The 23,066-nt window shown below is 69.3% G+C and carries 26 protein-coding genes; 16 read left to right on the top strand and 10 right to left on the bottom strand.

Annotated features, from left to right (window positions below):
- Positions 1-5 precede the first annotated feature (5 nt).
- Positions 6-152, bottom strand: coding sequence for a hypothetical protein (locus EXE41_RS18995; protein ID WP_158294385.1), 147 nt, complete (start codon positions 150-152; stop codon positions 6-8).
- Positions 153-258: 106 nt separating this feature from the next.
- Between EXE41_RS18995 and EXE41_RS01975 the strand changes: the two genes are divergently transcribed.
- Complete coding sequence (locus tag EXE41_RS01975) at positions 259-450, top strand: UPF0175 family protein (RefSeq protein WP_017344020.1); 192 nt, start codon at positions 259-261, stop codon at positions 448-450.
- Between the two features lie 126 nt (positions 451-576).
- On the opposite strand, the gene EXE41_RS01980 is transcribed toward EXE41_RS01975, so the two are convergent.
- Entirely contained in the window at positions 577-1,722 is a 1,146-nt protein-coding gene (locus EXE41_RS01980; protein WP_049930503.1) for a 60S ribosomal export protein NMD3, read from the bottom strand.
- Between the two features lie 141 nt (positions 1,723-1,863).
- On the opposite strand from EXE41_RS01980, the gene EXE41_RS01985 reads away from it, so the two are divergent.
- The 5 genes from EXE41_RS01985 to EXE41_RS02005 all read left to right on the top strand — a co-directional run bounded on the left by EXE41_RS01985 (position 1,864) and on the right by EXE41_RS02005 (position 5,882).
- Complete coding sequence (locus EXE41_RS01985; protein WP_049930504.1) at positions 1,864-2,217, top strand: DNA-binding protein; 354 nt, start codon at positions 1,864-1,866, stop codon at positions 2,215-2,217.
- Complete coding sequence (locus tag EXE41_RS01990; protein ID WP_089308278.1) at positions 2,218-2,811, top strand: alpha hydrolase; 594 nt, start codon at positions 2,218-2,220, stop codon at positions 2,809-2,811.
- A gap of 58 nt (positions 2,812-2,869) precedes the next feature.
- The gene (locus EXE41_RS01995) at positions 2,870-3,325 is read left to right on the top strand and encodes a DUF892 family protein (RefSeq protein ID WP_137690168.1); all 456 of its coding nucleotides are present in this window, start codon (positions 2,870-2,872) and stop codon (positions 3,323-3,325) included.
- 103 nt (positions 3,326-3,428) lie between these two features.
- Entirely contained in the window at positions 3,429-4,751 is a 1,323-nt protein-coding gene (hisS, locus tag EXE41_RS02000) for a histidine--tRNA ligase (RefSeq protein WP_137690169.1), read from the top strand.
- A gap of 54 nt (positions 4,752-4,805) precedes the next feature.
- The gene (locus EXE41_RS02005) at positions 4,806-5,882 is read left to right on the top strand and encodes a CNNM domain-containing protein (protein WP_137690170.1); all 1,077 of its coding nucleotides are present in this window, start codon (positions 4,806-4,808) and stop codon (positions 5,880-5,882) included.
- An 18-nt stretch (positions 5,883-5,900) separates the two neighbouring features.
- On the opposite strand, the gene EXE41_RS02010 is transcribed toward EXE41_RS02005, so the two are convergent.
- The 5 genes from EXE41_RS02010 to EXE41_RS19000 all read right to left on the bottom strand — a co-directional run bounded on the left by EXE41_RS02010 (position 5,901) and on the right by EXE41_RS19000 (position 9,099).
- Positions 5,901-6,314, bottom strand: coding sequence for a DoxX family protein (locus EXE41_RS02010; protein ID WP_137690171.1), 414 nt, complete (start codon positions 6,312-6,314; stop codon positions 5,901-5,903).
- 92 nt (positions 6,315-6,406) lie between these two features.
- A complete protein-coding gene (locus EXE41_RS02015) occupies positions 6,407-7,225 on the bottom strand; it encodes a hypothetical protein (protein WP_137690172.1) in 819 nt (272 codons plus the stop codon).
- Positions 7,226-7,240: 15 nt separating this feature from the next.
- A complete protein-coding gene (locus tag EXE41_RS02020; RefSeq protein ID WP_137690173.1) occupies positions 7,241-7,834 on the bottom strand; it encodes a DJ-1/PfpI family protein in 594 nt (197 codons plus the stop codon).
- A gap of 113 nt (positions 7,835-7,947) precedes the next feature.
- Positions 7,948-8,859: an acyltransferase gene (locus EXE41_RS02025; protein ID WP_049930517.1), complete on the bottom strand. Its 912-nt coding sequence runs from the start codon at positions 8,857-8,859 to the stop codon at positions 7,948-7,950.
- Between the two features lie 63 nt (positions 8,860-8,922).
- On the bottom strand, positions 8,923-9,099 hold the full coding sequence (locus tag EXE41_RS19000; RefSeq protein ID WP_155120031.1) for a hypothetical protein: 177 nt from the start codon (positions 9,097-9,099) through the stop codon (positions 8,923-8,925).
- A gap of 167 nt (positions 9,100-9,266) precedes the next feature.
- Between EXE41_RS19000 and EXE41_RS02030 the strand changes: the two genes are divergently transcribed.
- Positions 9,267-10,340: an aldo/keto reductase gene (locus tag EXE41_RS02030; protein ID WP_137690174.1), complete on the top strand. Its 1,074-nt coding sequence runs from the start codon at positions 9,267-9,269 to the stop codon at positions 10,338-10,340.
- Positions 10,341-10,963: 623 nt separating this feature from the next.
- Here EXE41_RS02030 and EXE41_RS02035 read toward each other — a convergent pair.
- Positions 10,964-11,359, bottom strand: a complete 396-nt coding sequence (locus EXE41_RS02035; RefSeq protein WP_049930521.1) for a universal stress protein — start codon at positions 11,357-11,359, stop codon at positions 10,964-10,966.
- Between the two features lie 160 nt (positions 11,360-11,519).
- Between EXE41_RS02035 and EXE41_RS02040 the strand changes: the two genes are divergently transcribed.
- From EXE41_RS02040 to EXE41_RS02070, 7 genes are all read left to right on the top strand, one after another.
- The gene (locus tag EXE41_RS02040) at positions 11,520-12,815 is read left to right on the top strand and encodes an ABC transporter substrate-binding protein (protein WP_137690175.1); all 1,296 of its coding nucleotides are present in this window, start codon (positions 11,520-11,522) and stop codon (positions 12,813-12,815) included.
- Entirely contained in the window at positions 12,815-13,666 is an 852-nt protein-coding gene (locus tag EXE41_RS02045; RefSeq protein WP_049930523.1) for an ABC transporter ATP-binding protein, read from the top strand. Before EXE41_RS02040 ends, EXE41_RS02045 begins: the two co-directional genes overlap by 1 nt.
- A complete protein-coding gene (locus EXE41_RS02050) occupies positions 13,666-14,499 on the top strand; it encodes an ABC transporter ATP-binding protein (RefSeq protein ID WP_129452547.1) in 834 nt (277 codons plus the stop codon). The genes EXE41_RS02045 and EXE41_RS02050 overlap by 1 nt, the downstream gene beginning before the upstream one ends.
- On the top strand, positions 14,500-16,578 hold the full coding sequence (locus tag EXE41_RS02055) for an AMP-binding protein (protein WP_089308223.1): 2,079 nt from the start codon (positions 14,500-14,502) through the stop codon (positions 16,576-16,578).
- On the top strand, positions 16,579-17,532 hold the full coding sequence (locus EXE41_RS02060) for a branched-chain amino acid ABC transporter permease (RefSeq protein WP_049930529.1): 954 nt from the start codon (positions 16,579-16,581) through the stop codon (positions 17,530-17,532).
- An 87-nt stretch (positions 17,533-17,619) separates the two neighbouring features.
- Positions 17,620-18,666: a branched-chain amino acid ABC transporter permease gene (locus EXE41_RS02065; RefSeq protein WP_086215548.1), complete on the top strand. Its 1,047-nt coding sequence runs from the start codon at positions 17,620-17,622 to the stop codon at positions 18,664-18,666.
- 137 nt (positions 18,667-18,803) lie between these two features.
- Complete coding sequence (locus EXE41_RS02070) at positions 18,804-19,967, top strand: phenylacetate--CoA ligase family protein (RefSeq protein ID WP_137690176.1); 1,164 nt, start codon at positions 18,804-18,806, stop codon at positions 19,965-19,967.
- Positions 19,968-20,022: 55 nt separating this feature from the next.
- On the opposite strand, the gene EXE41_RS02075 is transcribed toward EXE41_RS02070, so the two are convergent.
- On the bottom strand, positions 20,023-20,868 hold the full coding sequence (locus tag EXE41_RS02075; protein WP_137690177.1) for an amidohydrolase family protein: 846 nt from the start codon (positions 20,866-20,868) through the stop codon (positions 20,023-20,025).
- The gene (locus EXE41_RS02080) at positions 20,861-21,334 is read right to left on the bottom strand and encodes a PaaI family thioesterase (protein WP_086215546.1); all 474 of its coding nucleotides are present in this window, start codon (positions 21,332-21,334) and stop codon (positions 20,861-20,863) included. The genes EXE41_RS02075 and EXE41_RS02080 overlap by 8 nt, the downstream gene beginning before the upstream one ends.
- A 136-nt stretch (positions 21,335-21,470) precedes the next feature.
- Here EXE41_RS02080 and EXE41_RS02085 point away from each other — a divergent pair, with 136 nt between their 5' ends.
- Together EXE41_RS02085 and EXE41_RS02090 are read left to right on the top strand one after the other, a co-directional pair.
- Entirely contained in the window at positions 21,471-22,043 is a 573-nt protein-coding gene (locus tag EXE41_RS02085; RefSeq protein ID WP_086215545.1) for a peroxidase-related enzyme, read from the top strand.
- Positions 22,044-22,287: 244 nt separating this feature from the next.
- Positions 22,288-23,028, top strand: a complete 741-nt coding sequence (locus tag EXE41_RS02090) for a helix-turn-helix domain-containing protein (protein ID WP_086215544.1) — start codon at positions 22,288-22,290, stop codon at positions 23,026-23,028.
- Positions 23,029-23,066: the final 38 nt, after the last annotated feature.

The raw sequence follows: 23,066 nt of genomic DNA on the forward strand, positions 1-23,066 counted from the left end.
GGCCGTCACAGCAGCGAGACGCCGTACGCGACCATGGAGCTCACCATGAGAAACGCGAAGAACAACGCCATGAGCTGTTGTCTGTCCATATCTGCGTTCGACCGCAGAGGCGTATAACTCCTGCGGGCGAGCGACGACGGGGCGCGCGTCATATTACCACCTCCGAGCCGATCGTCCGTCAATATATATCGTATAAGGTGTATCAGGGGCCTGAATGAAGTAGTAACCTTCATAATCCCTCACGCGACTACTGGATGTATGGCCACGAACGGGCTGTCGAGTGCGCTGACGCTGTACGGTGCGCGAACCCTGACGCTGTCGCAGGCGGCCGCACAGGCAGGGCTCAGCGAGGCCGAATTCATCGAGCAACTCGAACGCCGCGGCATCGAGGTAACGGAGTCCGAGCGCGCCGCCGCGCTCGGCCGCGAGCAGCCCGCCCGCGCCGACTGAGCGGTGTCCCCCGCGGTCGGGGATGCCGACGCGTCGACGGTTTTCGCGACGCCGTCTCACGAACGATCAGTTCTACGGCCCTCCAGCCGTCCTCGTAGCGCGTTCGGTCCGGCTCGCAGCGATCCCTCAGTTGCCGCTCCGAGCCGACTCCGCGGTCCGTTCCGCCTCGTCGTCGGGCACGAGGTGGACCTCACCGCCGTGTTCGAACGCGAGGACCACGTCGGCGTCGCCGTCGACGAACGCCGGGTTCGGGACGGTCTTCGCCTCGTAGGTGACGGGGTCGAGCACCTGGATCGCGTTCTCGTCTTCGACGGTCACCACGGTGGTCTCCGTCGCGTCCGCGCGGGTCCCGAGCCGGGTCGCGTCGGGGGCCTCCGCGTCCGCGAACGCGGACGTGTACTCCGCGCCGCTCGCGAGCCGGATCCCCTGGAGACGGCCCGAGACGCCCGTGACGAGGACCGGCCCGTCGCCGTCCTCGGGGTCGACGATCTCGCCCTCCGCGTACTTCGGGAGCCGCACCGCGAACGTGACGCGGTACACCTCGTTGCCGTCGCCGTCCTCGGTGACGAGCGTCGGATACGACTCGAAGCTCCCGCCGAGCGACTCGGTGATCCGCGTCGCCACGTTCTGCGCGAGCCGGTTCGAGGAGAGCTTGATGTCCGGCCCGTCGTCGGTCTCGTTCACCTCGGTGATGAACGCCTCGCGGTCGCCGTCGGCCTCCTGGTCGGCGACGTACGACTCCGCGATGTCGAGCGCCTCGGCGCGCTCCGCCGGGGTGAGGTCGCGCTCGTCCGCGCGGACCTGAACGATCCCGGCGTAGTAGCCGCCGGCGATGCGCCCGCAGCGGTCGCAGGTCCCCCGTGATATCTTCACGGGGACCGTCACCTCCGCGGAGCGGAGGGTCCCGCGGACGACGCCCGAGAAGCGGCAGTGCATCCGGACCGTGTTCTCGTCGACCTGCTCGGGCTCGACGCCCCACTCGACCTCCTCGGCGTCGACGTGGACGCCGAGCGCCTCCGCGACCTCGTCGACGGCGACGTCGGTGTAGTCGCGCGCGCCGACGTCGCGCCACGACTCGCCGCGCCTGACGGCGCCGCAGCCGGAACACACCAACACCTCGATCCGGTCGGGGGCGTCGACCAGGTCGAAGTCCTCGAAGTAGCAGTCGTCGCAGAGCAGCGCGTCTCGCCCGCGCGGCTCGCCCGGAAGGGGGTCGCGCCGCTCGGGGACCGGGTCGCCGCAGCGCGGACAGAACTCCCGCGACTCGCTCATTACCCGCGGCTACGCCGAGGGCCCGTTTAAACGACGCGGACCGTCCCCGTCGGCGTCGACGGTTCTGCGGGCGGCTCGGGCCGTTCCGCGCGGGTCGCGACCTCCGAAATGGTTTTTCGCACGGACCGAGAACGGGTGCGTATGAGCGGTAACCCAGACGACGAGCGGCTCGAAGAACTGCGCGAACAGAAGATGGAGGAGCTTCGCGAGCGACAGGGCGGCGAGGGCGACGCCGCGGAGGCCCAACAGCAGGCCCAAGAGCGCGCCGAGGCCCAGCAGGAGGCGGTGCTGAAACAGTACCTCACCGACGGAGCCCGCCAGCGCCTCAACGCGGTCGAGATGTCGAAGCCGCAGTTCGGCGAGAAGGTGAAGAAACAGGTCGCCGCGCTGGCGCAGAGCGGACGCATTCAGGGACAGATCGACGAGGACCAGATGCGCGACCTGCTCAAAGAGCTCCAGCCCGAACAGAAGAGCTTCGACATCCGCCGCCGGTAGATGGAGCTCGCGCTGCTGTACAGCGGGGGGAAAGACTCCTCGCTGGCCGCCCACCTGCTCGACCGGTTCTACGACGTCCGCTGTGTCACCGGGAGCTTCGGGCTCACGGACGACTGGGAGCACGCCGAGCGGGCGGCCGGCGAACTCGGGTTCCCGTTCGAGCGGGCCGACCTCGACCGCGAAGTGGCCGAGCGCGCCGCCGAGACGATGGTCGCGGACGGCTACCCCCGGAACGGGATCCAGCGCGTCCACGAGCACGCCCTCGAGACCATCGCCGCGCTCGACGTCGACGCCATCGCGGACGGCACCCGCCGCGACGACCGCGTCCCCACGGTGTCGCGGGCGCAGGCGCAGAGCCTCGAGGACCGAAACGGGATCGACTATATCTCCCCGCTCTCCGGGTTTGGCCGCCACGCCGTTGACCAGCTCGTCGAGGCGACCTTCGACGTCCAGCAGGGACCCAGCGAGGAGGTCCCCAAGGCCGACTACGAGGACGAGCTCCGGACGCTCATCGCCGACGAGTACGGCGAGGGCACGGTGGGAGAGGTGTTCCCGGACCACGACCAGACGTACGTCCACGGCCGGACCGACTGACTCCCGCAGACCCGGAAGCGCCGGAACTCCTTTCGACCCCGCGGTCGTAGCGTCGGGCATGTCATCCGACCGAGTCGTCGACCTGCTCAAGACGGCGTACGCCGACGAGATCGAGACCGTGATGAACTACCAGACGAACGCGATCGTCCTCGACGGCGTCCGGGCCGAGGAGATCAAAGAGAGCCTCAAACAGGACGTCCAGGAGGAGCTCGACCACGCCGAACAGCTCGGGCAGCGGCTCAAACAGCTCGACGCGCGGCCGCCCGGCTCCGCCGAGTTCACCGCCGGGCAGGAGTCGCTCCAGCCGCCCGAGGACTCGACGGACGTGTTGGCCGTCATCAACGGCGTGCTCGACGCCGAGGAGGACGCGATCGCGACGTACCGCGACCTGATCGACGCCGCGGAGGCGGCGGACGACCCGGTGACCGAGGACCTCGCCGTGACGCTGCTCTCGGACGAGGAGGCCCACCGGACCGAGTTCCGCGGATTCCAGAAGGAGTACCAGCGCGAGTAGACGGCCCGCGGAGCCGCCGCCCCTCGGCCGCGACCGCGCGCCGATCCCGGCTGTCCCGCCCCGAAGGGATGCTTTCAAGCGGGCGCTCGCCGAACCGGCGTCCATGTACGACGGCCTCAAAGGCTTCCGCGACTTCTACCCCGGCGAGCAGTCCGCCCGCCGCGAGGTGACCGACGCGATCGAGGACGCGGCGGCCCGCCACGGCTTCCGCGAGATCGCGACGCCCGCGCTAGAGCGGACGGAGATGTACGTGGACAAGTCCGGCGAGGAGATCGTCGAGGAGCTGTACGCCTTCGACGACAAGGGCGGCCGCGGCGTCTCGATGACGCCGGAGCTCACGCCGACGGTCGCGCGGATGGTCGTCGAGAAGGGCCAGGAGCTGTCGAAGCCGATCAAGTGGGTCTCCACCCGCCCGTTCTGGCGCTACGAGCAGGTCCAGCAGGGCCGGTTCCGCGAGTTCTACCAGACGAACATCGACGTGTTCGGCTCGTCGGCGCCCGAGGCCGACGCCGAGGTGCTCGCGACCGCCGCCGACGCCCTGACCGACCTCGGACTCACCGGCGACGACTTCGAGTTCCGCGTCTCGCACCGCGACATCCTCGGCGGCCTCGTCCGGTCGCTCGCCGCCGACCCCGACGCGGTCGACACCGCCGCCGCGATCCGCGCGGTCGACAAGCGCGCGAAGGTCGACGACGCCGAGTACGTCGGACTGCTCTCCGACGCGGGCCTCGCCCGCGACACCGCGCGCGACTTCGACGACCTCATCGCGGGGGTGGAGACCGTCGACGACCTCGACGCGGTCGCCGAGGCGGGCGACGAGTCGGTCGAGGCCGCGGTCGAGAACCTCCGGAACGTCCTCGTCGCCGCCGACGACTTCGGTGCGGGCGAGTTCTGCGACGTGTCCCTGACGACCGCCCGCGGGCTCGACTACTACACCGGGGTCGTCTTCGAGTGCTTCGACTCCACCGGCGAGGTGTCCCGCTCCGTCTTCGGCGGCGGGCGCTACGACGACCTCATCGAGAGCTTCGGCGGCCAGCCCACCCCCGCGGTCGGGGTCGCCCCCGGCCACGCCACTCTCAAGCTGCTCTGCCAGCGCGCCGGGGTCTGGCCGGACGAGGAGCTCTCGACCGACTACTACGTGCTCGGCGTGGGCGACACGCGGGGCGAGGCGGCCGCGCTCGCGAGCGACCTCCGCGCGCTCGGCGACGGCGTGGTCGTCGAGCAGGACGTCTCCGACCGCTCGTTCGGCGCCCAGCTCGGCTACGCCGACTCGATCAACGCCGAGACGGTCGTGGTCGTCGGCGAGCGCGACTTAGAGAACGGCGAGTACACGGTGAAGGACATGAAAAGCGGCGACGAGACGACGGTGCCTGTCGAGGAGTTCCCGCCCGAGGAGGGGCTCCCGACGTACGAGGACTACGAGTAGGCGCGTCGGTCGCGGCCTGAACCCTTTTCAGGGTCGCACGGGGAACGGGAGACGATGATCCCGCTCGCGACGACGATGCCCCCGACCGAGGTCGCGCTCCGCGTGGCCGCGGGCGTCCTCCTCATCCTGATCAACGCGTACTTCGTGGCGGTCGAGTTCGGCCTGACGCGCCTCCGGCAGTACCCGGAGTCGGAGATGGACACCCCCGGACTGCGGCGCGCCTGGGAGATGACGGACGACCTGGAGTTCTACCTCACCACCTGTCAGGTGTGGATCTCCGGCACGAGCATCGCGCTCGGTATTGTCGCCGAGCCGGGGCTTGCGGCGATCTTCGCGCCGATATTCGAGAACACCGCGCTCGCGTCGGCCGGCGCGGGCTCGCTGTTGGGTTTTTTCCTCATCAACATGGTCCACCTGACTCACGGCGAGCAGACGCCGACGTACCTCGGCGTCGAGCGCTCGAAGCAGGTCGCGAACTACGGCGCTCGGCCGCTGTACTGGTTCGCCTGGAGCATCTCGCCGCTGATCAAGTTCGGCGACTGGGTCGCGAAGGCGACGCTGGGGCTCTTCGGCGTCGAGATGACCGGGTCGTGGACCGAGGCCGAAGGGGAGGTGCTGGAGACGCGCGCGCAGCTCCGCACCCGCCTCGGCTCGATGATGGAAGACATCGAGCTACCGAAGGAACGGCGCGAGGAGATTCTCAACGCGCTCGACGTGGATCGGGTCACCGTCGCGGACGTGATGACGCGGCCCGACGAGATCGTCTCGCTGACCACGACGGCGTCGGTCGACGAGAACCTCGACCGGATCCGGGACACCCCGCACACGCGCTTCCCGCTCGTGGGCGAGGACCGGGGCGACTTCGAGGGGATCGTGTACGCCCCCTCGATCGTGAGCCGCTTCGAGGCGCTCCGCGACGGCGACCTGACGTTCGCGGACGTCGCGGCCCCCCCGCTGACGGTCTCCCCCGACGCGAGCGTCAGCGACGCCTACGACCGGTTCCAGGCGGAGTCGCAGGAGCTCGCCCTGGTCGTCGCTGACGGCGAGGTCGTCGGCCTGCTCACCGCGACCGACGCCATGGAGGCGGTGATGGGCCAGCTGGAGGACCCGCTGGACGCCGGCGAACTGTAGCGCGCGACACGACTCCGGTCAGTCCTTGTACGCCTCGCGCAGGAACACCAACACCCCGCCGAGCATCGCGAGGTTGCCGAAGAAGGCGAGCCGCTCGCCGCCCTTGTCGTCCTCGTCGGCGTTCCAGAAGTCGTGCATCGTCGCGGTGACGACGGTCAGGAACGCGACCGCCGCGCCGGTCGCGACCCGTGGGAGCCGCCAGAGCGCGATGCCGACGCCGGCGACGATCATCATGCCGGAGGCGAACGGCGCGGCCACGTCCGGCATCGGAACGCCCGCCGACTCGGCGTACTCGATCGTGTCGTCCATGTCGCGGAAGTCCTCCGAGGCCTGCGCGGCGAGGCCGGCGCCCAAGAGGACGCGCCCGAGCCGCGACGGCGCGCCGCGGCCGGTCGCCTCGTCGCTCGCGTCTGGTGTTTCGTCGTCGCTCATACCGCACACAACGCGGCCGCGCCTCATAAATCGCGGTGGCGGCGGACGCGGCGTCCCGTCGCGCCGCCCCCTCGCGCCGCGTCGGTCGCCCCTCACGCCCGGTCGATCTGCGCCAGCAGCTCCGCGGTCGCCGCCTCGTCGAAGCCCATCGGGCGGCGCCACCAGGGCCCCTTCCCGGAGTCGCTCGACAGGTCGGTGACGATCGGGTTCGCCTCCACCCCTGCGTCGGGCGCACTCAGCGGAACGACCCGGTCGAAGCGGCCGGACGCGTCCGGGTCGCCGACCGCGACGACGCGGGCGTCGAACGGGTCCCGCTTCAGGTGTGCGTTGGTCGGCGCCGCGGCGGCGGCGGCGGCGCGGTCGACGACGCCGTCGCCCTCGGCCGGCGAGAGTACGCGCTCGATCCGGATCCCCGCGAAGAGGTACGCGCCCCAGTCGGGGGCGAGGTCGTCGTCGACGGCGACGCCGTGCTCTCGGAGCCACGCGCCGCCGCGGTCGTCCGCGCCCGCGTCGCCGGGGCGCTCGTCGCCCGGTCCGGCCCAGTCGCGCGGCCGCAGCGACAGCGTCGCGTAGAACAGGAGCCGGTCGCCGGGTTCGAGGGTCGCGATCCGCCCGGACTTCACCCCGTGCGGGTCGCCGTACGTCGCGCGCTCGCGGCCGTGGACGCCCGGGAACTCGGGGTCGGCGTGGACGGGCACCTCGCGCAGGGCCTCCGGGACGGCGAACGGGAGGTCGAGGTCGCCGTAGGTCGGGACCGGCTCGTCGACCGGGGCGCGCCCGCGTGGCAGCGTCGCCGCCGACTCGGGGATCGGGACGTACGCGAAGGAGCCGTCGGGGTAGACGGGCCCCCGGAACCCGGGTTCGTTCGTGTTGGCGGCGACGTTGACCGCGAGGGCGCGAGGGCCCGGCATCGAAAAAGCGCGGGCTCAGTCCGCCGTCGCCGCGGTCGCCTCGTGGTCGATCTCGGTCCCGAGCAGGTCGAGGAACTGCGCGATCCACTCGGGGTGATCGGGCCACGCTTGGCCGGTGACGAGGTTCCCGTCGGTCGTCACGCCGTCGACCCACGAGCAGCCGGCGGCCTCGACCTCCGGCCTGACGGCGGGGTACGCCGTGATCTCGTAGCCGTCGAGGACGCCCGCCGCAGCGAGGATCTGCGGGCCGTGACAGATCGACGCGGCGGGCTTGTCCGCCTCGAAGAAGTGCCGCACCGCGTCGAGCACCTCGTCGTAGCCGCGGAGGTACTCGGGGGCGCGCCCGCCGGGAACGACTAAGGCGTCGTAGTCGGCCGGGTCGACCTCGTCGAAGCCGTGCGTGAGCTCGAAGTTGTGCCCGCGCTCCTCCAGGTACGTCTGGTCGCCGCGGAAGTCGTGGATCGCGGTCTTGACCGTCTCGCCGCCCTCCCTGTCCGGACAGACGGCGTGGACCTCGTGGCCGACCGCCTGAAGCGCCTGGTACGGCACCATTATCTCGTAGTCCTCCCCGAAGTCGCCGACGATCATCAGTATCCGTTGTCCTGTCATGTGTGCGACACCACCTCTGCGTACGCGCTGCTGGCCAATAACGATACTGGCGTGAGATATCATACCACGAACAAGCCGCCTCCGATCACCGACGCGTCGGCCGCACGGCGCCCTCAGCGCGGCGGGCTCGGCGGCTGGAGGTCCCGCTGAAACTCGTCGAACTGCTCGAGGTCGTCCGGGAGGTCGTACTCGATCTCGCGGTCGTCCTGGTTGTCGGGGAGCCGGCCGTCCTCGATCTCCTCGGCGGCCTCCTCCCACCCCGGCTTCACGCGGACACTGCGGGCGGGCGATCCGACGACCACGTGATGGGCGGGCACGTCGCCTTGGACCACGGATCGCGCGCCCACGACGCTGTTCTCGCCGACGCGGCAGCCGGCCCGGACCATCGCGTCGTAGGTGACGCGGGCGTCGTCCTCGACGATCGTGTGGAAGTTCCGGACCTCGGTCTGGTCGACGATGTCGTGGTCGTGGCTGTAGAGGTGGACGCCGTCGGAGATGGAGGCGCGGTCGCCGATCGTCAGCTTCCCGCGGTCGTCGAGGTGGACGTCGTCGTGGATCACGACGTTGTCGCCCACCTCGATGTTGTGGCCGTAGGTGACGGAGATCCCCTTGAAGAAGCGACAGTCGTCGCCGCACTCGGCGAAGAGGTGGTTGCCGAGCATCTGCCGGAACCGGAGCGCGAACTCGACGTTGTCGGCCATCGGTGTGGCGTCGAACTGGCGCCAGAGCCACTGGAGGTGCTTCGAGCGCTGGAAGCGCTCCTCGTCCTTCTCGGCGTAGTACTCCGACTCCAGCGTCGCGTTACACGGGTCGTACCCCTGGAGGCGCACGCGCTCGGCGCGCGACACCGATTCGCCGCTCTGCCACGCCTCCCACGCCTCCCGGTCGCCGTGGAGGTCGATCAGCACGTCACGGACGACCTCGCAGGTGTCCTCGTCCGAGGAGAGCCGCTCGTCCACCTCGTCGATGAACCCTCGGACCCCGGCCTCGGCGCCGTCGGGCAGGGACACGTGTCGCTTTGTCATCGGCCCTCCTTCGTCGCCATCACTCAAATGGATTCGGTTGTGCGACCGCGGCGCCTCAGCCGATCAGTACAGTTCCTCGGCGGCAAATATGCCGACGAGAACGCCCGTGAAGGCGATCACGAACGCCGGGGCGATCGCGGCCCTGCCGAACGAGAGCAACAGTGCGGTGACCGCGACGACGGCGATGATCCCGAGCAGGGCGATCACGGCGTCGAGCCGCCGACGGAGGGAGTCGTCCATGGGCGGTCGACGAGCCGGGATCAAGTAATAGGCGGCGGGACGAGCCGAGACGAGCGAGCGTGATCGCCGCCCGCTCCACCGCCCCGAGACCGACAGCGATCGCCGGCCGTTCCACCGCCCCGAGACCGACCGCGCCCGATAAGTGTCCCGACCACCAACCGGTTGGCATGCAACACCGCGAACTCGGTAACTCGGGCGTCGAGGTCTCGGAGGTCGGCTTCGGCGCGTGGGTCGTCGGCACCGACTGGTGGGGCGACCGCTCGGACGAACAGGCGGTCGGGATGGTCGAGGAGGCGCTCGACGCGGGCGTCACCTACGTCGACACCGGCGACGTGTACGGCCACGGCGACAGCGAGGAGATAATCGGGACGGCGATCGCCGGCCGCCGCGACGAGGTGACGCTGTCGACGAAGATCGGCTACGACTTCTACGACAACCCGCAGGCCGGTCACGGCGAGCTCCCGAAGGAGCTGAACCGTGAGTACCTCACCGAGGCGTTCGAGGCCTCGCTGGACCGCCTCGACACGGACTACGTCGACGTGCTCCAGCTCCACAACGCGAACGTCGACGAGGTGACCCCCGAGGTGCGCGACCTCCTCCGCGAGTGGAAGGCCGACGGGCGCGTCCGCGCGCTCGGCTGGGCGCTCGGCCCCTCGATCGGCTGGCTCGCCGAGGGCGACGCCGCCGTCGAGTACGAGGAGTTCGACGCGGTCCAGACCGTCTTCAACATGTTCGAGCAGGAGCCCGGTCGCCACTTCGTGGACACGATCCGCGAGAGCGGTTCGGACACCTCCGTCATCGCTCGCGTCCCGCACTCCTCCGGCCTGCTGAACGAACAGGTGACGCCCGACACCGTCCTCGAGGACGGCGACCACCGCTCGCACCGCCCGAAGGAGTGGTACGAGACCGGCTGGGAGAAGGTCGATGCGATCCGCTTCCTCGAAGACCCCGACGGCGTTGAGGGGACGCGCACGATGGCGCAGGCCGCGATCCGCTGGCTGCTCGCGCACGACGAGGTCGCCTCCGTCACCCCGACGTTCCGCGACGGCGCCGACATCGCCGAGTGGAGCGCCGCCGCCGACGTGCCGCCGATCTCCGACGCCGAGTACGAGCGGCTCGACGATCTGTACGCCCGCAACTTCGACATCGACCGCGACGACGGGATGGACGTCCTCCGCACCTCCGTCGACGGCGAAGACATCGAGGCCGCCGGCCTCGACAAGCGCGCCGCGTCGTACTGAGCGGCGACCCCGCGTTCGATCGACGCCGATCGACCCGGCCTCTTCGCCTCGAAACCGCCAGACAGCGCCTTGACACCGTCGCTCAGGACCACTTTCACTCCGGGGCGGCTCGGCCGCGCCGCTGGCGGGTGCGGAAACGGTGGCTCGGTCGAAACCCGTCATCACAAGGGGCTCAGTGGGGGTAACCGACTCGTCATCGCCACCACGGTGCGATCTACTCGCTCGCGGGTATAAACTGATCGCGACGGCCCCCGACGACCGGCGGCTGTGGTCGCGGCGACCGCTCGACCGGGCGCCCGGGCCTGCGACCCGTGAGGAGAGAGCGACCGAAGCGAGCGAGTAGGGCGGAGCGGAAACTGACATGATACTGAGCAACTGTTAATCTACATCCCGCCGTATTGGCGACTGGTGCTGTGCTGGCACAAGTCCCGCGCCGTGCGGGTCGCAGTAGCCCGGCCCCGAACGGTGGGTTCACCGACTCCGAAGGGCGTTCGGTAGGCGGGGCGCATAAAACGCCCCGTCGCGTCGCATGACGGCGAGGACCACATCGAAGCCCCACCCTCAACGAGCGAGCCCCCCCAACGAGCGAGCCTGTCAGCGCGAGCGAAGCAGGGTGAGGTCGGTTACTCGCCCCCGCTACAGACGAGGACCGGTCGTTCGGTGTCGAGGATGACGCTCTGCGTGACGCTGCCGAACAGGACCTTCCCGGTGGGGGTGCGCTTCCGCCCGGCGACGACGATCTGGTCGGCGTCGTACTCGTCGGCGACGTTGAGGATCGCTCGGGCCGCGTCACCGCCGTACCCCTCGGGCGTCACCTCGATCCCGGCGTCTTCGAGTCGCGACCGAGCGACCCGAACTGACTTTACCTGTTCGACGGTGCCCCCCTCCCTGTTCTCGCTGAAGGAGTGAACGAGGACCGCCGTCACGTCGTCCGTCTCCAGCGGCATCGACGCGATCGTCTCGGCTTGCGCGCTGGCCCGGTCCTCGTCCGCGTCGATACCCACGACAAAAGTGAACATGCGACAGTCGTTGCGGCACTCGCATTTGACTGTTTCGGCGGACCGGATCGCTCCGCGCGGTGCTCTCGAGCGCCGCGGCGACCGAAGGACTGCCCGCAGGCGAGTGAATCCATCCCTAATGATTATGTAGTACGTGGCTCTGGGTGGTAGGTAGATACTCATGACAAATGATAACACAGGGGATCCGACGAGGCTGTACCGGCGGCGCAACGTCCTGAAGAACGGTGCCGCCGGAGCGGCGACGCTGGCGCTCGCCGGATGTATCGGCGGCGGGGACGGCGGAGACAGCGGAAGCGGCAGCGGCGGCGGAGGGAGCGGGGGGATGCCCGATTCCGTTACGGTGCCCGGGATATACGACGAGAGCGGCGCGACTTCCGACGTGGGCCGGCCGACGGCCATCGGCTCTCGCGACACCATCACGTACATCAACGAGAACGACCTGTTCGACGTGAGCATTGACCATCCGAACAACGACTACGCCTACGAGGTGCCGCAGGCCCAGCAGTACTACCAGCAGTACACCTCGGAGTCGTCGCCGCCGCTGATCATCGGCTGGGGGACCGCCGACACCGAGGCGCTGGCGGGCACCGTCGCGGACGACGAGGTGGTGTACGTCTCCGCGTCCTACTCCGCGAACCTCGTCACCGAGGAGTTCCCGTACAACTTCTTCGGGAACCTCGATTACACCAGCCAGGCCCGCGCCCACCTGCGGTGGATCGCGGACAACGACCCCGAGGCGACGGTCGGGTTCATCTTCTCTAACACGGCGTTCGGGCGGTCGCCCGTCGAGGGCGGCAAGCAGTACGCCGAGGAGCTCGGGCTCGACGTGGCCTCGGACATCAACCTCCCGCTGACCGCCAACTCCGCGACCACGCAGCTCAGACAGGCCCGCGACCAGGAGATCGACTACCTCATCCACCAGAACACGTCCGCGCCGATGCGGGTGCTCTTGGAGGACCGACAGGACATCTACCCCGACCTGACGGTGTGCGGCCTGACCTACACCGTCGACGAGCGCGTGGTCCAGCAGTCGCCCGACATCTTCGAGGGCGTGCGATACGTCAACGCGTTCCGAACGTTCCAGGGCGCTCTCGACAGCGGCGGCCGGGGCGCGGAGATCATCGAGGCGAACTTCGAGCGCGAGGGGCGCAGCATGGACGACCCGGAGGTCGCCCAACTCAACTACGTGCGCGGCGTGATCCACGCGCTGCTCGCGCTGAAGGGCCTGCAGAACGCGGCCGAGGCCGGGAACGACGTCACGACCGGGCCGAACGTCAGACAGGGGATGTTCGGCATCGAGGACGACGACATGTTCGGCCTCGCCGAGCCGTTCAGCTACGCGGAGGACGACCGGCGCCCGACGATGAACGGGCGGCTGTTCGAGGTCACCGACGGCAGCCTGAGCTTCGACACCAGCGTCGAACTGCCCCGTCGCGACTCCTGGATCGGACTGTGATGGCGACCGACGAGCAAACGACCGCGGACGCGACGGCCGCGGCGGGCGACGGCGATCCACCGGTCGTCGAACTCGACAACGTCGAGATCGTCTACGACCGGCACTTCCTCGCCGTGCAGGGCGTCTCGATGTCGGCCAGCGAGGGCGACATCGTCGCGCTGCTCGGCCCGAACGGCGCCGGGAAATCGACGATACTGAAGATGATCAGCGGCATCGGGCGGAGCGAGCGCGGTGAGGTCACGCGGGGTCGCGTTTTCCTGCGCGGCGAGGACGTGACCAACTACGGCGCCAACGAGATGGTCGGCCGCGGCATCACGCACATCCTCGAAGGCAGGCGGGTGTTCGAGGACCTCACCGTCGAGGAGAACCTCCGGTGCGGGCTCTACCGCGAGGGCCGCCGGTTCCGGTTCGACGAGGACGACTACCAGATCGCCTTCGAGTACTTCCCGCAGTTGGAGGACATCTTAGACCTCAAGGCGGGCTACGCCAGCGGCGGGCAACAGCAGATGCTCGTCATCGCGCGAGCGCTCATCCACCGGCCGAACCTGCTCCTGTTGGACGAGCCGTCGCTCGGCCTCGCGCCGAAACTTGTCAGGGACATCTTCGAGACGCTCGTGGAGATCAACAGGAAAGAGGACATCACGATGCTCATCGCCGACCAGAACGCCAAGCGCACCCTGGAGATCGCCGACTACGGCTACGTCATGGAGAACGGGCAGATAGAGCTTCACGACCCGGCCGACGATCTCGTCCAGCGCGAGGAGATCAAGGAGTTCTACCTCGGCACGTCCAGCGAGGACTCCCGCTACACCGACATCAGGCACTACAAGATCCGCAAGAGGTGGACCTGATGAGCGCCGATCAGGAGGCCGAGACGCGGGCGGCGGCGCTCAGAGGCGGGACTCACGTTTCTCCCGAGGACGCCGCGATCGGCTGCCGGAACGTGACCAAGACGTTCGGTTCGATCACCGCCGTCGACGACGTGGACCTCGGTGTCGCCGACGGCGAGTGGGTGTCCATCGTCGGTCCGAACGGGGCCGGGAAGACCACGCTGTTGAACATCCTCAACGGTTTCTACACGCCCGACGCCGGGAGCGAGGTGTTCCTGAACGGCGAGGAGGTCAGCGGCAGGCCGGAACACTACCGCGCGCGCCACGGCATCGGGCGGACGTTCCAGGGCTTGGAGCTGTTCGAGAGCGAGGACGTCTTAGAGAACGTGATGACAACCCGGGCCGTCGCCGAGCGCCCGAACGTACTCTCGGCGATGCTGTACTACGGGACCGGCCGGAAGACGGAGGCCGAGAACATGCGGTTCGTCGAGGAGATACTCGACTACCTCGAGCTCTGGGAACACCGCCACACGACGGTGTCGACGCTGCCGCTCGGCGTCCAGCGGCGCGTGGACCTCGCCCGCTCGCTCGCGCTCGAACCGGACGTGCTCCTGCTCGACGAGGCGATGAGCGGGCTCACCTTCGACGAGAAGTACGACATGATCCGCTTCCTGACCGACCTCCACGAGGAGGAGGGGCTGACGCTCGTGATGATCGAGCACGACCTCGAAGTCGTCACCGCCGTCTCCGAGCGGATGATCGTCATGCAGAAGGGCGGCGTCATCGCCCGCGGGCCGCCCGAGGAGGTGACGAACGACCCCGAGGTCGCCCGCGTCTACACGGGGGTCGAGTAGATGGCGGCCGACAACGCCGAGAGCGAGGGCGTCGCGTCGGGCGACTCCGACGACTCGGGGCTCTCCGTCGAGCGCGTCCTGACCGCGCCGGAGGGCGAGTCGGTTCCCATCGTCTCCGACCGGGCGCTCCCCGAGATCCTCATCGACCACGCCGCCGAGCATCCTGACGACATCGCCCTGCGCTGGAAGCGGTACGGAGTCTGGCAGGAGTTCACCTGGGAGGAGTACTACGACCGGGTGGAGCGGTTCGCGCTCGGCTTAGAGGAGTACGGGTTCGGCGACGAGGACGTGCTGTTCACCATCGGCTACAACCGCCCGCACCAGCTGTGGGCGTGGATCGCCGCGCAGTCCCTCGGCGGGATGGCGGCCCCGAACTACGAGGACATGCTGCCCGAGGACATCGAGAAGCAGCTCCGACTGCTCGAGCCCGAGGTGGTGTACGCGGAAGACCAAGAGATGGTGGACAAGCTCCTCCTCGTCTCGGGCGACGTGCCGTCGCTGTCGACCATCATCTACCGGGACGACAAGGGGATGTTCCGGTACGAGAACGGCGAGAAGACCGAGCCGGGCGACCCGGAGATCGTCGCCTACGAGGACGTCGAGGAGCGCGGCCGCGAGCGCCGCGAGTCCGGGGCCGTGAGCGACGACTACCTCGCGTCCGAGATCCAGGCCGTGCCCGCGGAGGCGACCGCGATGCTCGCGCCCACGTCGGGGACGACGGGGATGCCGAAACGCGTCCGGCTCTCGCATTTCAACCTCGTGAACCTCGCCAACGCCGCCATCGACATCGACCCGCTGCCGAAGGAGTCGGACTACTTCTCCTACCTCCCGATGGCGTGGGTGGGCGAGCAGATGATCCTGCTCGCGGCCGCGTTCGTCGCCGGCTGGACCGCGAACTTCCCCGAACAGCCCGAAACGGAAGAGGAGGACCTCCGCGAGATCGGCCCGGAGATCATCTTCTCGTCGCCGAAGCGGTACGAGGCGTGGGTCGCGGATATCAAGGCGAAGGTCGAGAACACCACCCGGTTCAAGCGCTGGGTGTACGAGAAGGCGACGAGCATCGGCGAGAAGTACGCCGAGTACGTCATCGGCGACAGGAACGACGAGGAGCCGCCGGCGTGGCTGCGCGGCGCCCACTGGCTGTCGTACTGGGTGGCGTACCGCCCGATACTCGACAAGATCGGGCTGAAGCGCGCGAAGAACGTCTACACCGGCGGGGGCCCGCTCGGGGAGGACCACTTCGAGTACTACCACGCGATGGGCGTCCCGCTCAAGCAGATCTGGGGGCAGTCCGAGGTGTGCGGCTTCGTGACGATGCACCGCGACGACGATGTCCAGGTCGAGACGGTCGGCGAGGTGTTCCCGAACGTCGAGGTGGGCATCACGCCGGGCGGTGAACTCCTCGTCCGCGGCCCGGTCGTCACCTCCGGCTACTACGGGATGCCGGAGAAGACGGAGTCGGCGTTCGAGGACGGCTGGCTCCACACCGACGACTTCGGCGCGCTCACCGACGACGACCACGTGCGGATCTTCGACCGGATGGACGACGTGTTGGAGATGAGCGACGGCACCGCCGTCGCGCCGATCAGCGTCGAGACGAAGCTGAAGTTCAACCCCTACGTGAAGGAGGCGATGGTCGTCGGCGACGACCGCGCCGAGCTCACCGCGGTGCTGAACATCCGGTACGACAACGTCGCGGAGTGGGCCGACCAGCGAGACATCCAGTACGCGGGGTACAGCGACCTGACGCGGAAGGAACCGGTCTTAGAGCTGCTTCGCGGAGTGGTCGCCGAGACCAACGAGGACCTCGACAACCCGATCCGGCGGTTCGTGCTCCTGTTCAAGGAGTTCGACGCCGACGACGGGGAGCTCACCCGCACCGGGAAGCTCCGCCGCGAGGTCGTCGTGGACCGGTACGGCGACCTCGTGACCGCCCTGTACGACGGCAGCACCGAGATAGCAATGGAGCTCACGATCACGTACCAAGACGGCAGAGAGTCCGATGAACGCGGCGTCATGCGCATCGTCGACGTGGACCAACCGGTCCTCGACGACGACCGCGAACTGGAGGTGAGCTAGATGGTCGACTGGGTCACGTTCATCGACATCTCGCTGAGCGGACTCGGACTGGGCGCGCTGTACGCGCTCGTGGCGATGGGCTTCTCGCTCATCTACAAGGTGACCGGCGTCCTGAACTTCGCGCAGGGCCAGATCGCGATGATCGGCGCGTACGGGGTCGTGGTCTTCGGCACGGCCACCGTGCTCCCGGCGGCGATCCCCGCGTGGGCCGCGGTGCTCGTGACGGTCCTGCTCGGCCTCGTGCTCGGGCTGGCGCTCGAACGCGTCGTGTTCCGCCAGTTCATCGGCGAACCGGTGCTGTCAGTCATCATCGTGACGCTGGCGCTCGGCAGCATCCTCGAGGGCGTCGTCTTCTTCCTGTACGGCCAGAACGCGCAGGCGTACCCGTCGGCGCTGACGTTCGGCGGCCAGCTCAGCCTCCCGCTGGGCACCTCGATACAGGCGGCGTACGCCATCGCCGTCGCCATCGCGCTCGTCGTCGTCGCCGTGCTGATGCTGTTCTTCCGCGAGACCGTCACCGGGTCGATCCTCCGGGCGTCGGCCAGCGACGAGCAGGCGGCGATGGTGCTCGGCGTCTCGATCGAGCGCACCATCGCGCTCGCGTGGACGCTCTCGATCGCCATCACCGCCATCGGCGGCATCCTGCTCGCGACCTCTAGCGGCGGGGCGGCGGTCTCCATCGAGAACACGGGGATCATCATCTTCGCCGCCGTCGTGTTGGGCGGCCTCGACAGCATCCCCGGGGCGTTCATCGGCTCGATCGTCGTGGGCGTCCTCCAGGAACTCGGCTCGTACTACCTCGTGGGCGGCACGGCGGTGTACGTCCCGTTCACGGACGTTCAGGCCAACTTCGGCGCGGGGTTCGGGGAGATACTCCCCCTCATCCTCCTGCTCGTCGTCATCCTGGTGAAGCCGTACGGCCTGTTTGGCACCGAGCGGATAGAGAGGCTCTGACCATGAACGGACACAGTTCGCGCGCCACGCGGCGCTCCGGCGGCGTACCGACGACTCGAACGGCTGCGGCCGAAGGGGGGTGGTCGCATGCCCTGCGGTGAGTACTTCACCGACTACGAGTCGCGGATGGGCCTCGTCCGGTGGCGGACGCAGAAGATCGCGCTCGCCCTGGGGCTGCCGATCCCCTTCATCGCGCCGTTCCTGCTCGGCGGCGGGACCGTGACGCTGCTGACGCAGGCGTACATCTTCGCCATCGCGGTGTTGGGGCTCAACGTCATCCTCGGCTACGCGGGCGAGATCGTGCTCGCGCAGGGCGCGTTCATGGCCATCGGCGCGTACAGCACGAGCAGGCTGCTCGCCGTCGGCGCGGGGCTGTTTCCGGCGCTCGCCGTCGGCGGCCTGATCTCCGCGCTGGTCGCGGTCGGCTTCGGCCTCCCGTCGTTCCGGGTCAAGGGGTTCTACATCGCCATCTCGACGCTGGCGCTCCAGTTCATCGCCGAGGAGTGGTTCTTCGTGAACCCGCAGCTCGCGTTCATCCACGGCGGAACGACCCAGTCGGTGCCCTCGAACGTGGGCCTCGTCGGCCCGGTCGGCGCCCTCGGCACGACCATCGACAAGTACCTGCTCGCGCTGGTGCTGTTGTTAGTGTTCGCGCTGCTGTCGCTGAACCTCTCGCGGACCGGGATCGGAAAGACGTTCCGCGCCATCCACGAGAACGACCTCTCCGCGTCCGTCCTCGGTGTCAACGTGTTCAAGAACAAGCTGCTCGCGTTCGCCATCGGCGGGTTCATGATCGGTGTCGCGGGCGGGCTGTTCGGGTTCCAGATCGGCTTCATCAACGCGGAGTACTTCACCCTCGGGCTCACGCTCGAACACTACGTCATGCTGCTGTTCGGCGGCCTCGGGCGCGTGTGGGGGGCGCTGCTCGGCGTCGGCGTCGTCACGCTCGTGCAGGACTACCTCAACGACGGGCTGAACTACCTCGCCGACCTCACGGCAACCAACGCGACCGCCCTGCTGCCGGTGTTCTTCGGTTCGATCATCATCGTCGTGCTCGCCGTCGAGCCGAAGGGGGTGTTGGCCGGGCTGGGCAAGATCAAGGAGTACCTGCGCACGTGGCCGTTCGCGTACTGAGCGCGACGGCCCGCGCGCCGCGATACGGTCGCGTCGCTCCCGTCTGACCTGACGCGATCCGTCTGATCTGACGCGGTCGACTTCGACGCCGCGCCCGTGACGGAGATTTATGTGCCAGTTTTTCGTGTGTTAACGCGATGTACGACGACAGCACACTGGCTGCGGTCGGGGAGCAGTTGGAGCGGGTCGCCGACCGCGACTTCTACGCCGAGAAGTTCGCGGACGCGGGCGTCGACCCGACGGCGGTTGACTCGTGGGCCGACTTCCGGTCGCTCCCGTTCACCACGGCGGGGGAGCTTGAGGCCGACTTCGAGGCCGCGCCGCCGAGCGGGTCGCTGTACGACGGCGCAGCCATGGTCACGTTCTCGCCGATGGGCGAGCAGCTGCGACCGGTGTTCGACACGGCCGACGACCTCGAGGCCCAGGCCGCCGCCAACGCGGACGTGCTCGAACGCGCCGGCGTCGAGCCCGGCGACCGCGTCGTCAACACGTTCGGTTACGAGCTGTTCGGCACCGGGTACGTGCTCCATCGGGCGCTCGAACGCCTCGGCGCGGAGGTGTTCCCGCTCGGCCCCGGCGACTCCGAGCAGGCCGCCGCCACCATCGAGGCGTACGACGTGGACGCCGTCGTGGGCAACCCGAGCTTCGCGCTGAAGATCGGCGCCGAGGGCGGCTCGGTCGACACGTTCGTCGGCGCGGGCGAGCCGTTCACGTCGATCCCCGGCCGCCGCGAGGCGGTCAAGGACGCGCTCGACGCCTCGACCGCGGTGGACTACTTCGGTACGCGGCACATCATGCCCGTCGCGGCCGAGACCGCGGCCGAGGACGGCCTCCGCGTCGTCGACGACTACGCGGTGGTGGAGGTCGTCGACCCGGACACCGGCGAGGTGCTGGACGCCGGCAAGCGTGGGGAGGTCGTCGTGACGCACCTCAGGAAAGCGGGGGTTCCCCTTGTGCGCTACCGGACCGGCGACCTCGCCGAACTCGCGGTCCGGGACGGGACGGTCGTGCTGCCCGACGGCGTCATCGGCCGCACGGACGAGCGGCTGAAGGTCAAGGGCGTGAAGGTGTACCCGGAGAGCATCGAGACGGTGCTCGCCGGCTTCGACGGACTGACCGGAGAGTACCGCGTCGAAGTGTCCCAGCCCGAGACCACCGACCGCCTCGTCGTGATCTGCGAGGGCGAGGCCGACGCCGACGAACTGCGCGCGGCGCTCGGCGACCGCCTCATCGTGACCCCGGACGCCGTCGAACTGGTCGCCGACCTCGACGAGCCCGGCGTCGTGGACGAGCGGTACTAAGGGCCCGGCGAGCATCGGCGTCGCTCAGTCGCCGTCGAGGAGGCGGCATCGTCGCTCAGTCGCCGTCGAGGAAGCGGCGCGCGGTCCGAGAGAACATGTTCCGTTGCGCTTCGACCGGGAGATCCCGCGCAAGCAGGTGCTCTCGTTCCCGGGCGTACGGATACGGAATGTTCGGGTAGTCGGAGCCGTACATGACCGACTCCGAGAGCTCGATCAGCGTCTCGTCGGCGACCGTCGCCGGGTCGAACTCCATGTACGTCTCGGCCACGCTCGACATGGCGAAGGTGGTGTCGAGGAAGACGTTGCCGTTGTCGCGGGCGAGTTCGACGAACGCGTCCACCTCGTACGTCCCCATGTGCGCGGCGCACACCCGCACGTCCGGGTAGGAGGCGAGGAACGACTCGAAGCGCTCGACGCCGACGTGGGGGCTGTCCTCGAACATCGGCGCCGTCCCGGCGTGGAGCAGGACCGGCACGTCGCGGGCGGCGACGGCCTCGTAGGCGGGGTCGAGCCGCGGGTCGTCGGCCGCGAACCCCTGGACCGGCAACTGGAGCTTCAGGCCGCGGGCCCCGGCGTCGAGGGCGTCCGCGACGACGGTCCCCGGGTCGTCGTCGCCGGCGTGGACGTTGGCGAACGGGACCGCCATCTCGGAGTCCGCGGCAGCCTCGATCACCCACTCGTTGAGGTCGCCCGCCGTCCCCGGGCGCGAGGCGTACGGGAGCGCGACGTACCGCTCGACGCCGGCGGCGGTCAGTGCCGCTTCCATCCGGTCGCGGTCGGTCGGGTGGTCGAACGTCCAGCCCGCGGCCTCGCCCAGCGCCTCTCGGATGGCGGCCATCAGCCGCTCGGGCATCAGGTGGACGTGCGTGTCCACGACGCCGTCGACGGGGAACTCAGTCATCGGTGAGCTTGTAGACGCCCGTGCCGGTCGCGCAGACGGCGTCCCCGGACTCGACTTCGACGCTCGCCACGCCGATGTCGGCGCCGCGGCGGTCAACCGTTGCCGTCGCGTACAGCGGCTCCCGGCCGGCGGCCTCGAGGTAGTTCACGCGGAGGTCGATGGTGGGCGTGAACGCCTCGCGCCCGCCGACGAAAACGGCGGCGCCGGCGAGGTCAACGAGCGCGCTCACGACGCCCCCGTGGACCGCGCCGAGGTCGGGGTTGCCCACGAGTCCGGGATCGAACGGCAGCTTGACGCTGGCGCGCTCGGGTGTCACGGCGAGCACCTCCAGGTCGTGCCGACGGTGGAAGGGGACCTCGCCGTACAGCCGCTCCACGACCGCCGTCCGGTCTGCCTCTCCCGAACTCGGCGCCGGCCGGCGGTCACTGTCGCCGGCTCCCGGACCGGCGTCGCTCGGGTCGGGCATGCGTGTGCCAACGCACGGCACGCCCCCGCATAAATCAACCGCCCAGGTCGACGAGACCGTTCGAGACGTTGGAGAGCGGCGAAGCGATGGGTAGTCCGGGGGAACGGCTTTGTGGTCACGGCGCGCGCTTGGGGGTATGAACGAGGACGCGATGCGACGGTTCCCCGTGCCCGACTACGAGGATCTCCCCGAGGACCTCCGCGACCGCATCGACGAGGAGACGGAAGACACCGGATTCACGCCGAACGTGTTCTCGGCGTTCGCGTACAAGCCCAGCCACTTTCGGGCGTTCTTCGCGTACCACGACGCGCTCGTGTCCGACACGCCGCTGGCTCGGGAGGAGGTCGAGATGATCGTCGTCGCGGTGTCGGGCGCGAACGACTGCCTCTACTGCGTGGTCGGCCACGGCGCGCTCTGTCGGATCTACGCGGGCGCGCCGAAGCTCGCCGACCAGCTCGCCACGAACCACAGGCAGGCCGACGTCTCCGACCACCACATGGCGATGCTCGACTTCGCCGTCACGCTCACCGAGTCGCCCGAGGCCGTGACTGACGAGGACGTACAGCGGCTCCGAGACGCCGGCTTCTCCCCGGAGGAAGTGTGGGACATCGCCTCCGTGGCGGCTTTCTTCAACCTCTCCAACCGCATGGCGACCGTCGCGGACATGCGTCCGAACGACGAGTTCTACGCGATGGGGCGCAGCGACTGACCGCGCCCGCGCCGCCGACGCGCCGCCACCGCCGATGCGCCGCCACCGCCGACGCGCCGCCACCGCCGACGCGCCGCCACCGACGACGCACCGCCACCGCCGACGCGCCGCCACCGCCGACGCGCCGCCACCGCCGACGCGCCGCCACCGACGACGCGCCGCCACCGACGACGCACCGCCACCGACGAGGACGGCTCGCGACCGGTCCGGAACCCGTTTGAACCTCGGCGACCTCGAATCGGCCATGCGGGAAGTGACGTTCCGGATCCACCACGCGGGGGAGCCGGAGTGCGAGGTGAGCGCGCGCCACCCGGAGGTGCGGTACCGGTCCGTCTCTTCGATGACCGGCAGCGGGTCCGAGCGCAAGCGGATCGCCGAGCTCACCGGTCCGGCGGCGGAGATCGCGGCGTTCGTCGAGGACTTCCGCGAGTTCGACCTGATCGTGTCGGCCGAGCCGCTCGCGCCGATCGAGGGCGCCCACGCCTACGTCGCACTGACGATCGACGTCTCGGCCGCCGACTGGGACGGGATCGGCGAGCGGTTCTCGCGGCTGGGGATCCACTACCGGACGGGGACGACCATCTCCGGCGGCGTCGAGCGCTGGACGGCGTACCTGGAGGACGACGACGACCTCTCGGCGGTGATGCGCGAGCTCGAACGCGGCGGGAACGAGGTGGAACTGGCGCGGAACGTGGAGCTCGCGTCCATCGAGCGCTCGCCGCAGCTCCCCGCGTCCGGCCTCCTCGACGGGCTCACCGACAGGCAGCGCGAGGTCCTCGCCACCGCGATCGCCGCGGGCTACTACGACCACGGCGGCGGCGTGGGCGTCGAGGAGGTCGCCGCCGAACTCGGCCTCGGCTCGACGACCGTCTGGGAGCACCTCTCTCGCGCCGAGTCGTCGGTGATGAACGCGCTGTTCGATCGCTTCGCGGAGGGCGAGCCGGTCGACGCCGCGTACGGGGGAGACCGGACCGACTCGCCGTGAGCCGGACTGATCGCCCGCGAGCGGGGCCGGACCAACGC

This window comes from Halorubrum sp. SD690R (assembly GCF_005435035.1).
GTDB classification, from domain to species: domain Archaea; phylum Halobacteriota; class Halobacteria; order Halobacteriales; family Haloferacaceae; genus Halorubrum; species Halorubrum ezzemoulense.

What these genes read in the sequence shown, in the direction of transcription:
- EXE41_RS18995 (WP_158294385.1), bottom strand. Translation starts at nt 152, where the DNA reads ATGACGCGCGCCCCGTCGTCGCTCGCCCGCAGGAGTTATACGCCTCTG.
- EXE41_RS01975 (WP_017344020.1), top strand. Translation starts at nt 259, where the DNA reads ATGGCCACGAACGGGCTGTCGAGTGCGCTGACGCTGTACGGTGCGCGA.
- EXE41_RS01980 (WP_049930503.1), bottom strand. Translation starts at nt 1,722, where the DNA reads ATGAGCGAGTCGCGGGAGTTCTGTCCGCGCTGCGGCGACCCGGTCCCC.
- EXE41_RS01985 (WP_049930504.1), top strand. Translation starts at nt 1,864, where the DNA reads ATGAGCGGTAACCCAGACGACGAGCGGCTCGAAGAACTGCGCGAACAG.
- EXE41_RS01990 (WP_089308278.1), top strand. Translation starts at nt 2,218, where the DNA reads ATGGAGCTCGCGCTGCTGTACAGCGGGGGGAAAGACTCCTCGCTGGCC.
- EXE41_RS01995 (WP_137690168.1), top strand. Translation starts at nt 2,870, where the DNA reads ATGTCATCCGACCGAGTCGTCGACCTGCTCAAGACGGCGTACGCCGAC.
- hisS (WP_137690169.1), top strand. Translation starts at nt 3,429, where the DNA reads ATGTACGACGGCCTCAAAGGCTTCCGCGACTTCTACCCCGGCGAGCAG.
- EXE41_RS02005 (WP_137690170.1), top strand. Translation starts at nt 4,806, where the DNA reads ATGATCCCGCTCGCGACGACGATGCCCCCGACCGAGGTCGCGCTCCGC.
- EXE41_RS02010 (WP_137690171.1), bottom strand. Translation starts at nt 6,314, where the DNA reads ATGAGCGACGACGAAACACCAGACGCGAGCGACGAGGCGACCGGCCGC.
- EXE41_RS02015 (WP_137690172.1), bottom strand. Translation starts at nt 7,225, where the DNA reads ATGCCGGGCCCTCGCGCCCTCGCGGTCAACGTCGCCGCCAACACGAAC.
- EXE41_RS02020 (WP_137690173.1), bottom strand. Translation starts at nt 7,834, where the DNA reads ATGACAGGACAACGGATACTGATGATCGTCGGCGACTTCGGGGAGGAC.
- EXE41_RS02025 (WP_049930517.1), bottom strand. Translation starts at nt 8,859, where the DNA reads ATGACAAAGCGACACGTGTCCCTGCCCGACGGCGCCGAGGCCGGGGTC.
- EXE41_RS19000 (WP_155120031.1), bottom strand. Translation starts at nt 9,099, where the DNA reads ATGGACGACTCCCTCCGTCGGCGGCTCGACGCCGTGATCGCCCTGCTC.
- EXE41_RS02030 (WP_137690174.1), top strand. Translation starts at nt 9,267, where the DNA reads ATGCAACACCGCGAACTCGGTAACTCGGGCGTCGAGGTCTCGGAGGTC.
- EXE41_RS02035 (WP_049930521.1), bottom strand. Translation starts at nt 11,359, where the DNA reads ATGTTCACTTTTGTCGTGGGTATCGACGCGGACGAGGACCGGGCCAGC.
- EXE41_RS02040 (WP_137690175.1), top strand. Translation starts at nt 11,520, where the DNA reads ATGACAAATGATAACACAGGGGATCCGACGAGGCTGTACCGGCGGCGC.
- EXE41_RS02045 (WP_049930523.1), top strand. Translation starts at nt 12,815, where the DNA reads ATGGCGACCGACGAGCAAACGACCGCGGACGCGACGGCCGCGGCGGGC.
- EXE41_RS02050 (WP_129452547.1), top strand. Translation starts at nt 13,666, where the DNA reads ATGAGCGCCGATCAGGAGGCCGAGACGCGGGCGGCGGCGCTCAGAGGC.
- EXE41_RS02055 (WP_089308223.1), top strand. Translation starts at nt 14,500, where the DNA reads ATGGCGGCCGACAACGCCGAGAGCGAGGGCGTCGCGTCGGGCGACTCC.
- EXE41_RS02060 (WP_049930529.1), top strand. Translation starts at nt 16,579, where the DNA reads ATGGTCGACTGGGTCACGTTCATCGACATCTCGCTGAGCGGACTCGGA.
- EXE41_RS02065 (WP_086215548.1), top strand. Translation starts at nt 17,620, where the DNA reads ATGCCCTGCGGTGAGTACTTCACCGACTACGAGTCGCGGATGGGCCTC.
- EXE41_RS02070 (WP_137690176.1), top strand. Translation starts at nt 18,804, where the DNA reads ATGTACGACGACAGCACACTGGCTGCGGTCGGGGAGCAGTTGGAGCGG.
- EXE41_RS02075 (WP_137690177.1), bottom strand. Translation starts at nt 20,868, where the DNA reads ATGACTGAGTTCCCCGTCGACGGCGTCGTGGACACGCACGTCCACCTG.
- EXE41_RS02080 (WP_086215546.1), bottom strand. Translation starts at nt 21,334, where the DNA reads ATGCCCGACCCGAGCGACGCCGGTCCGGGAGCCGGCGACAGTGACCGC.
- EXE41_RS02085 (WP_086215545.1), top strand. Translation starts at nt 21,471, where the DNA reads ATGAACGAGGACGCGATGCGACGGTTCCCCGTGCCCGACTACGAGGAT.
- EXE41_RS02090 (WP_086215544.1), top strand. Translation starts at nt 22,288, where the DNA reads ATGCGGGAAGTGACGTTCCGGATCCACCACGCGGGGGAGCCGGAGTGC.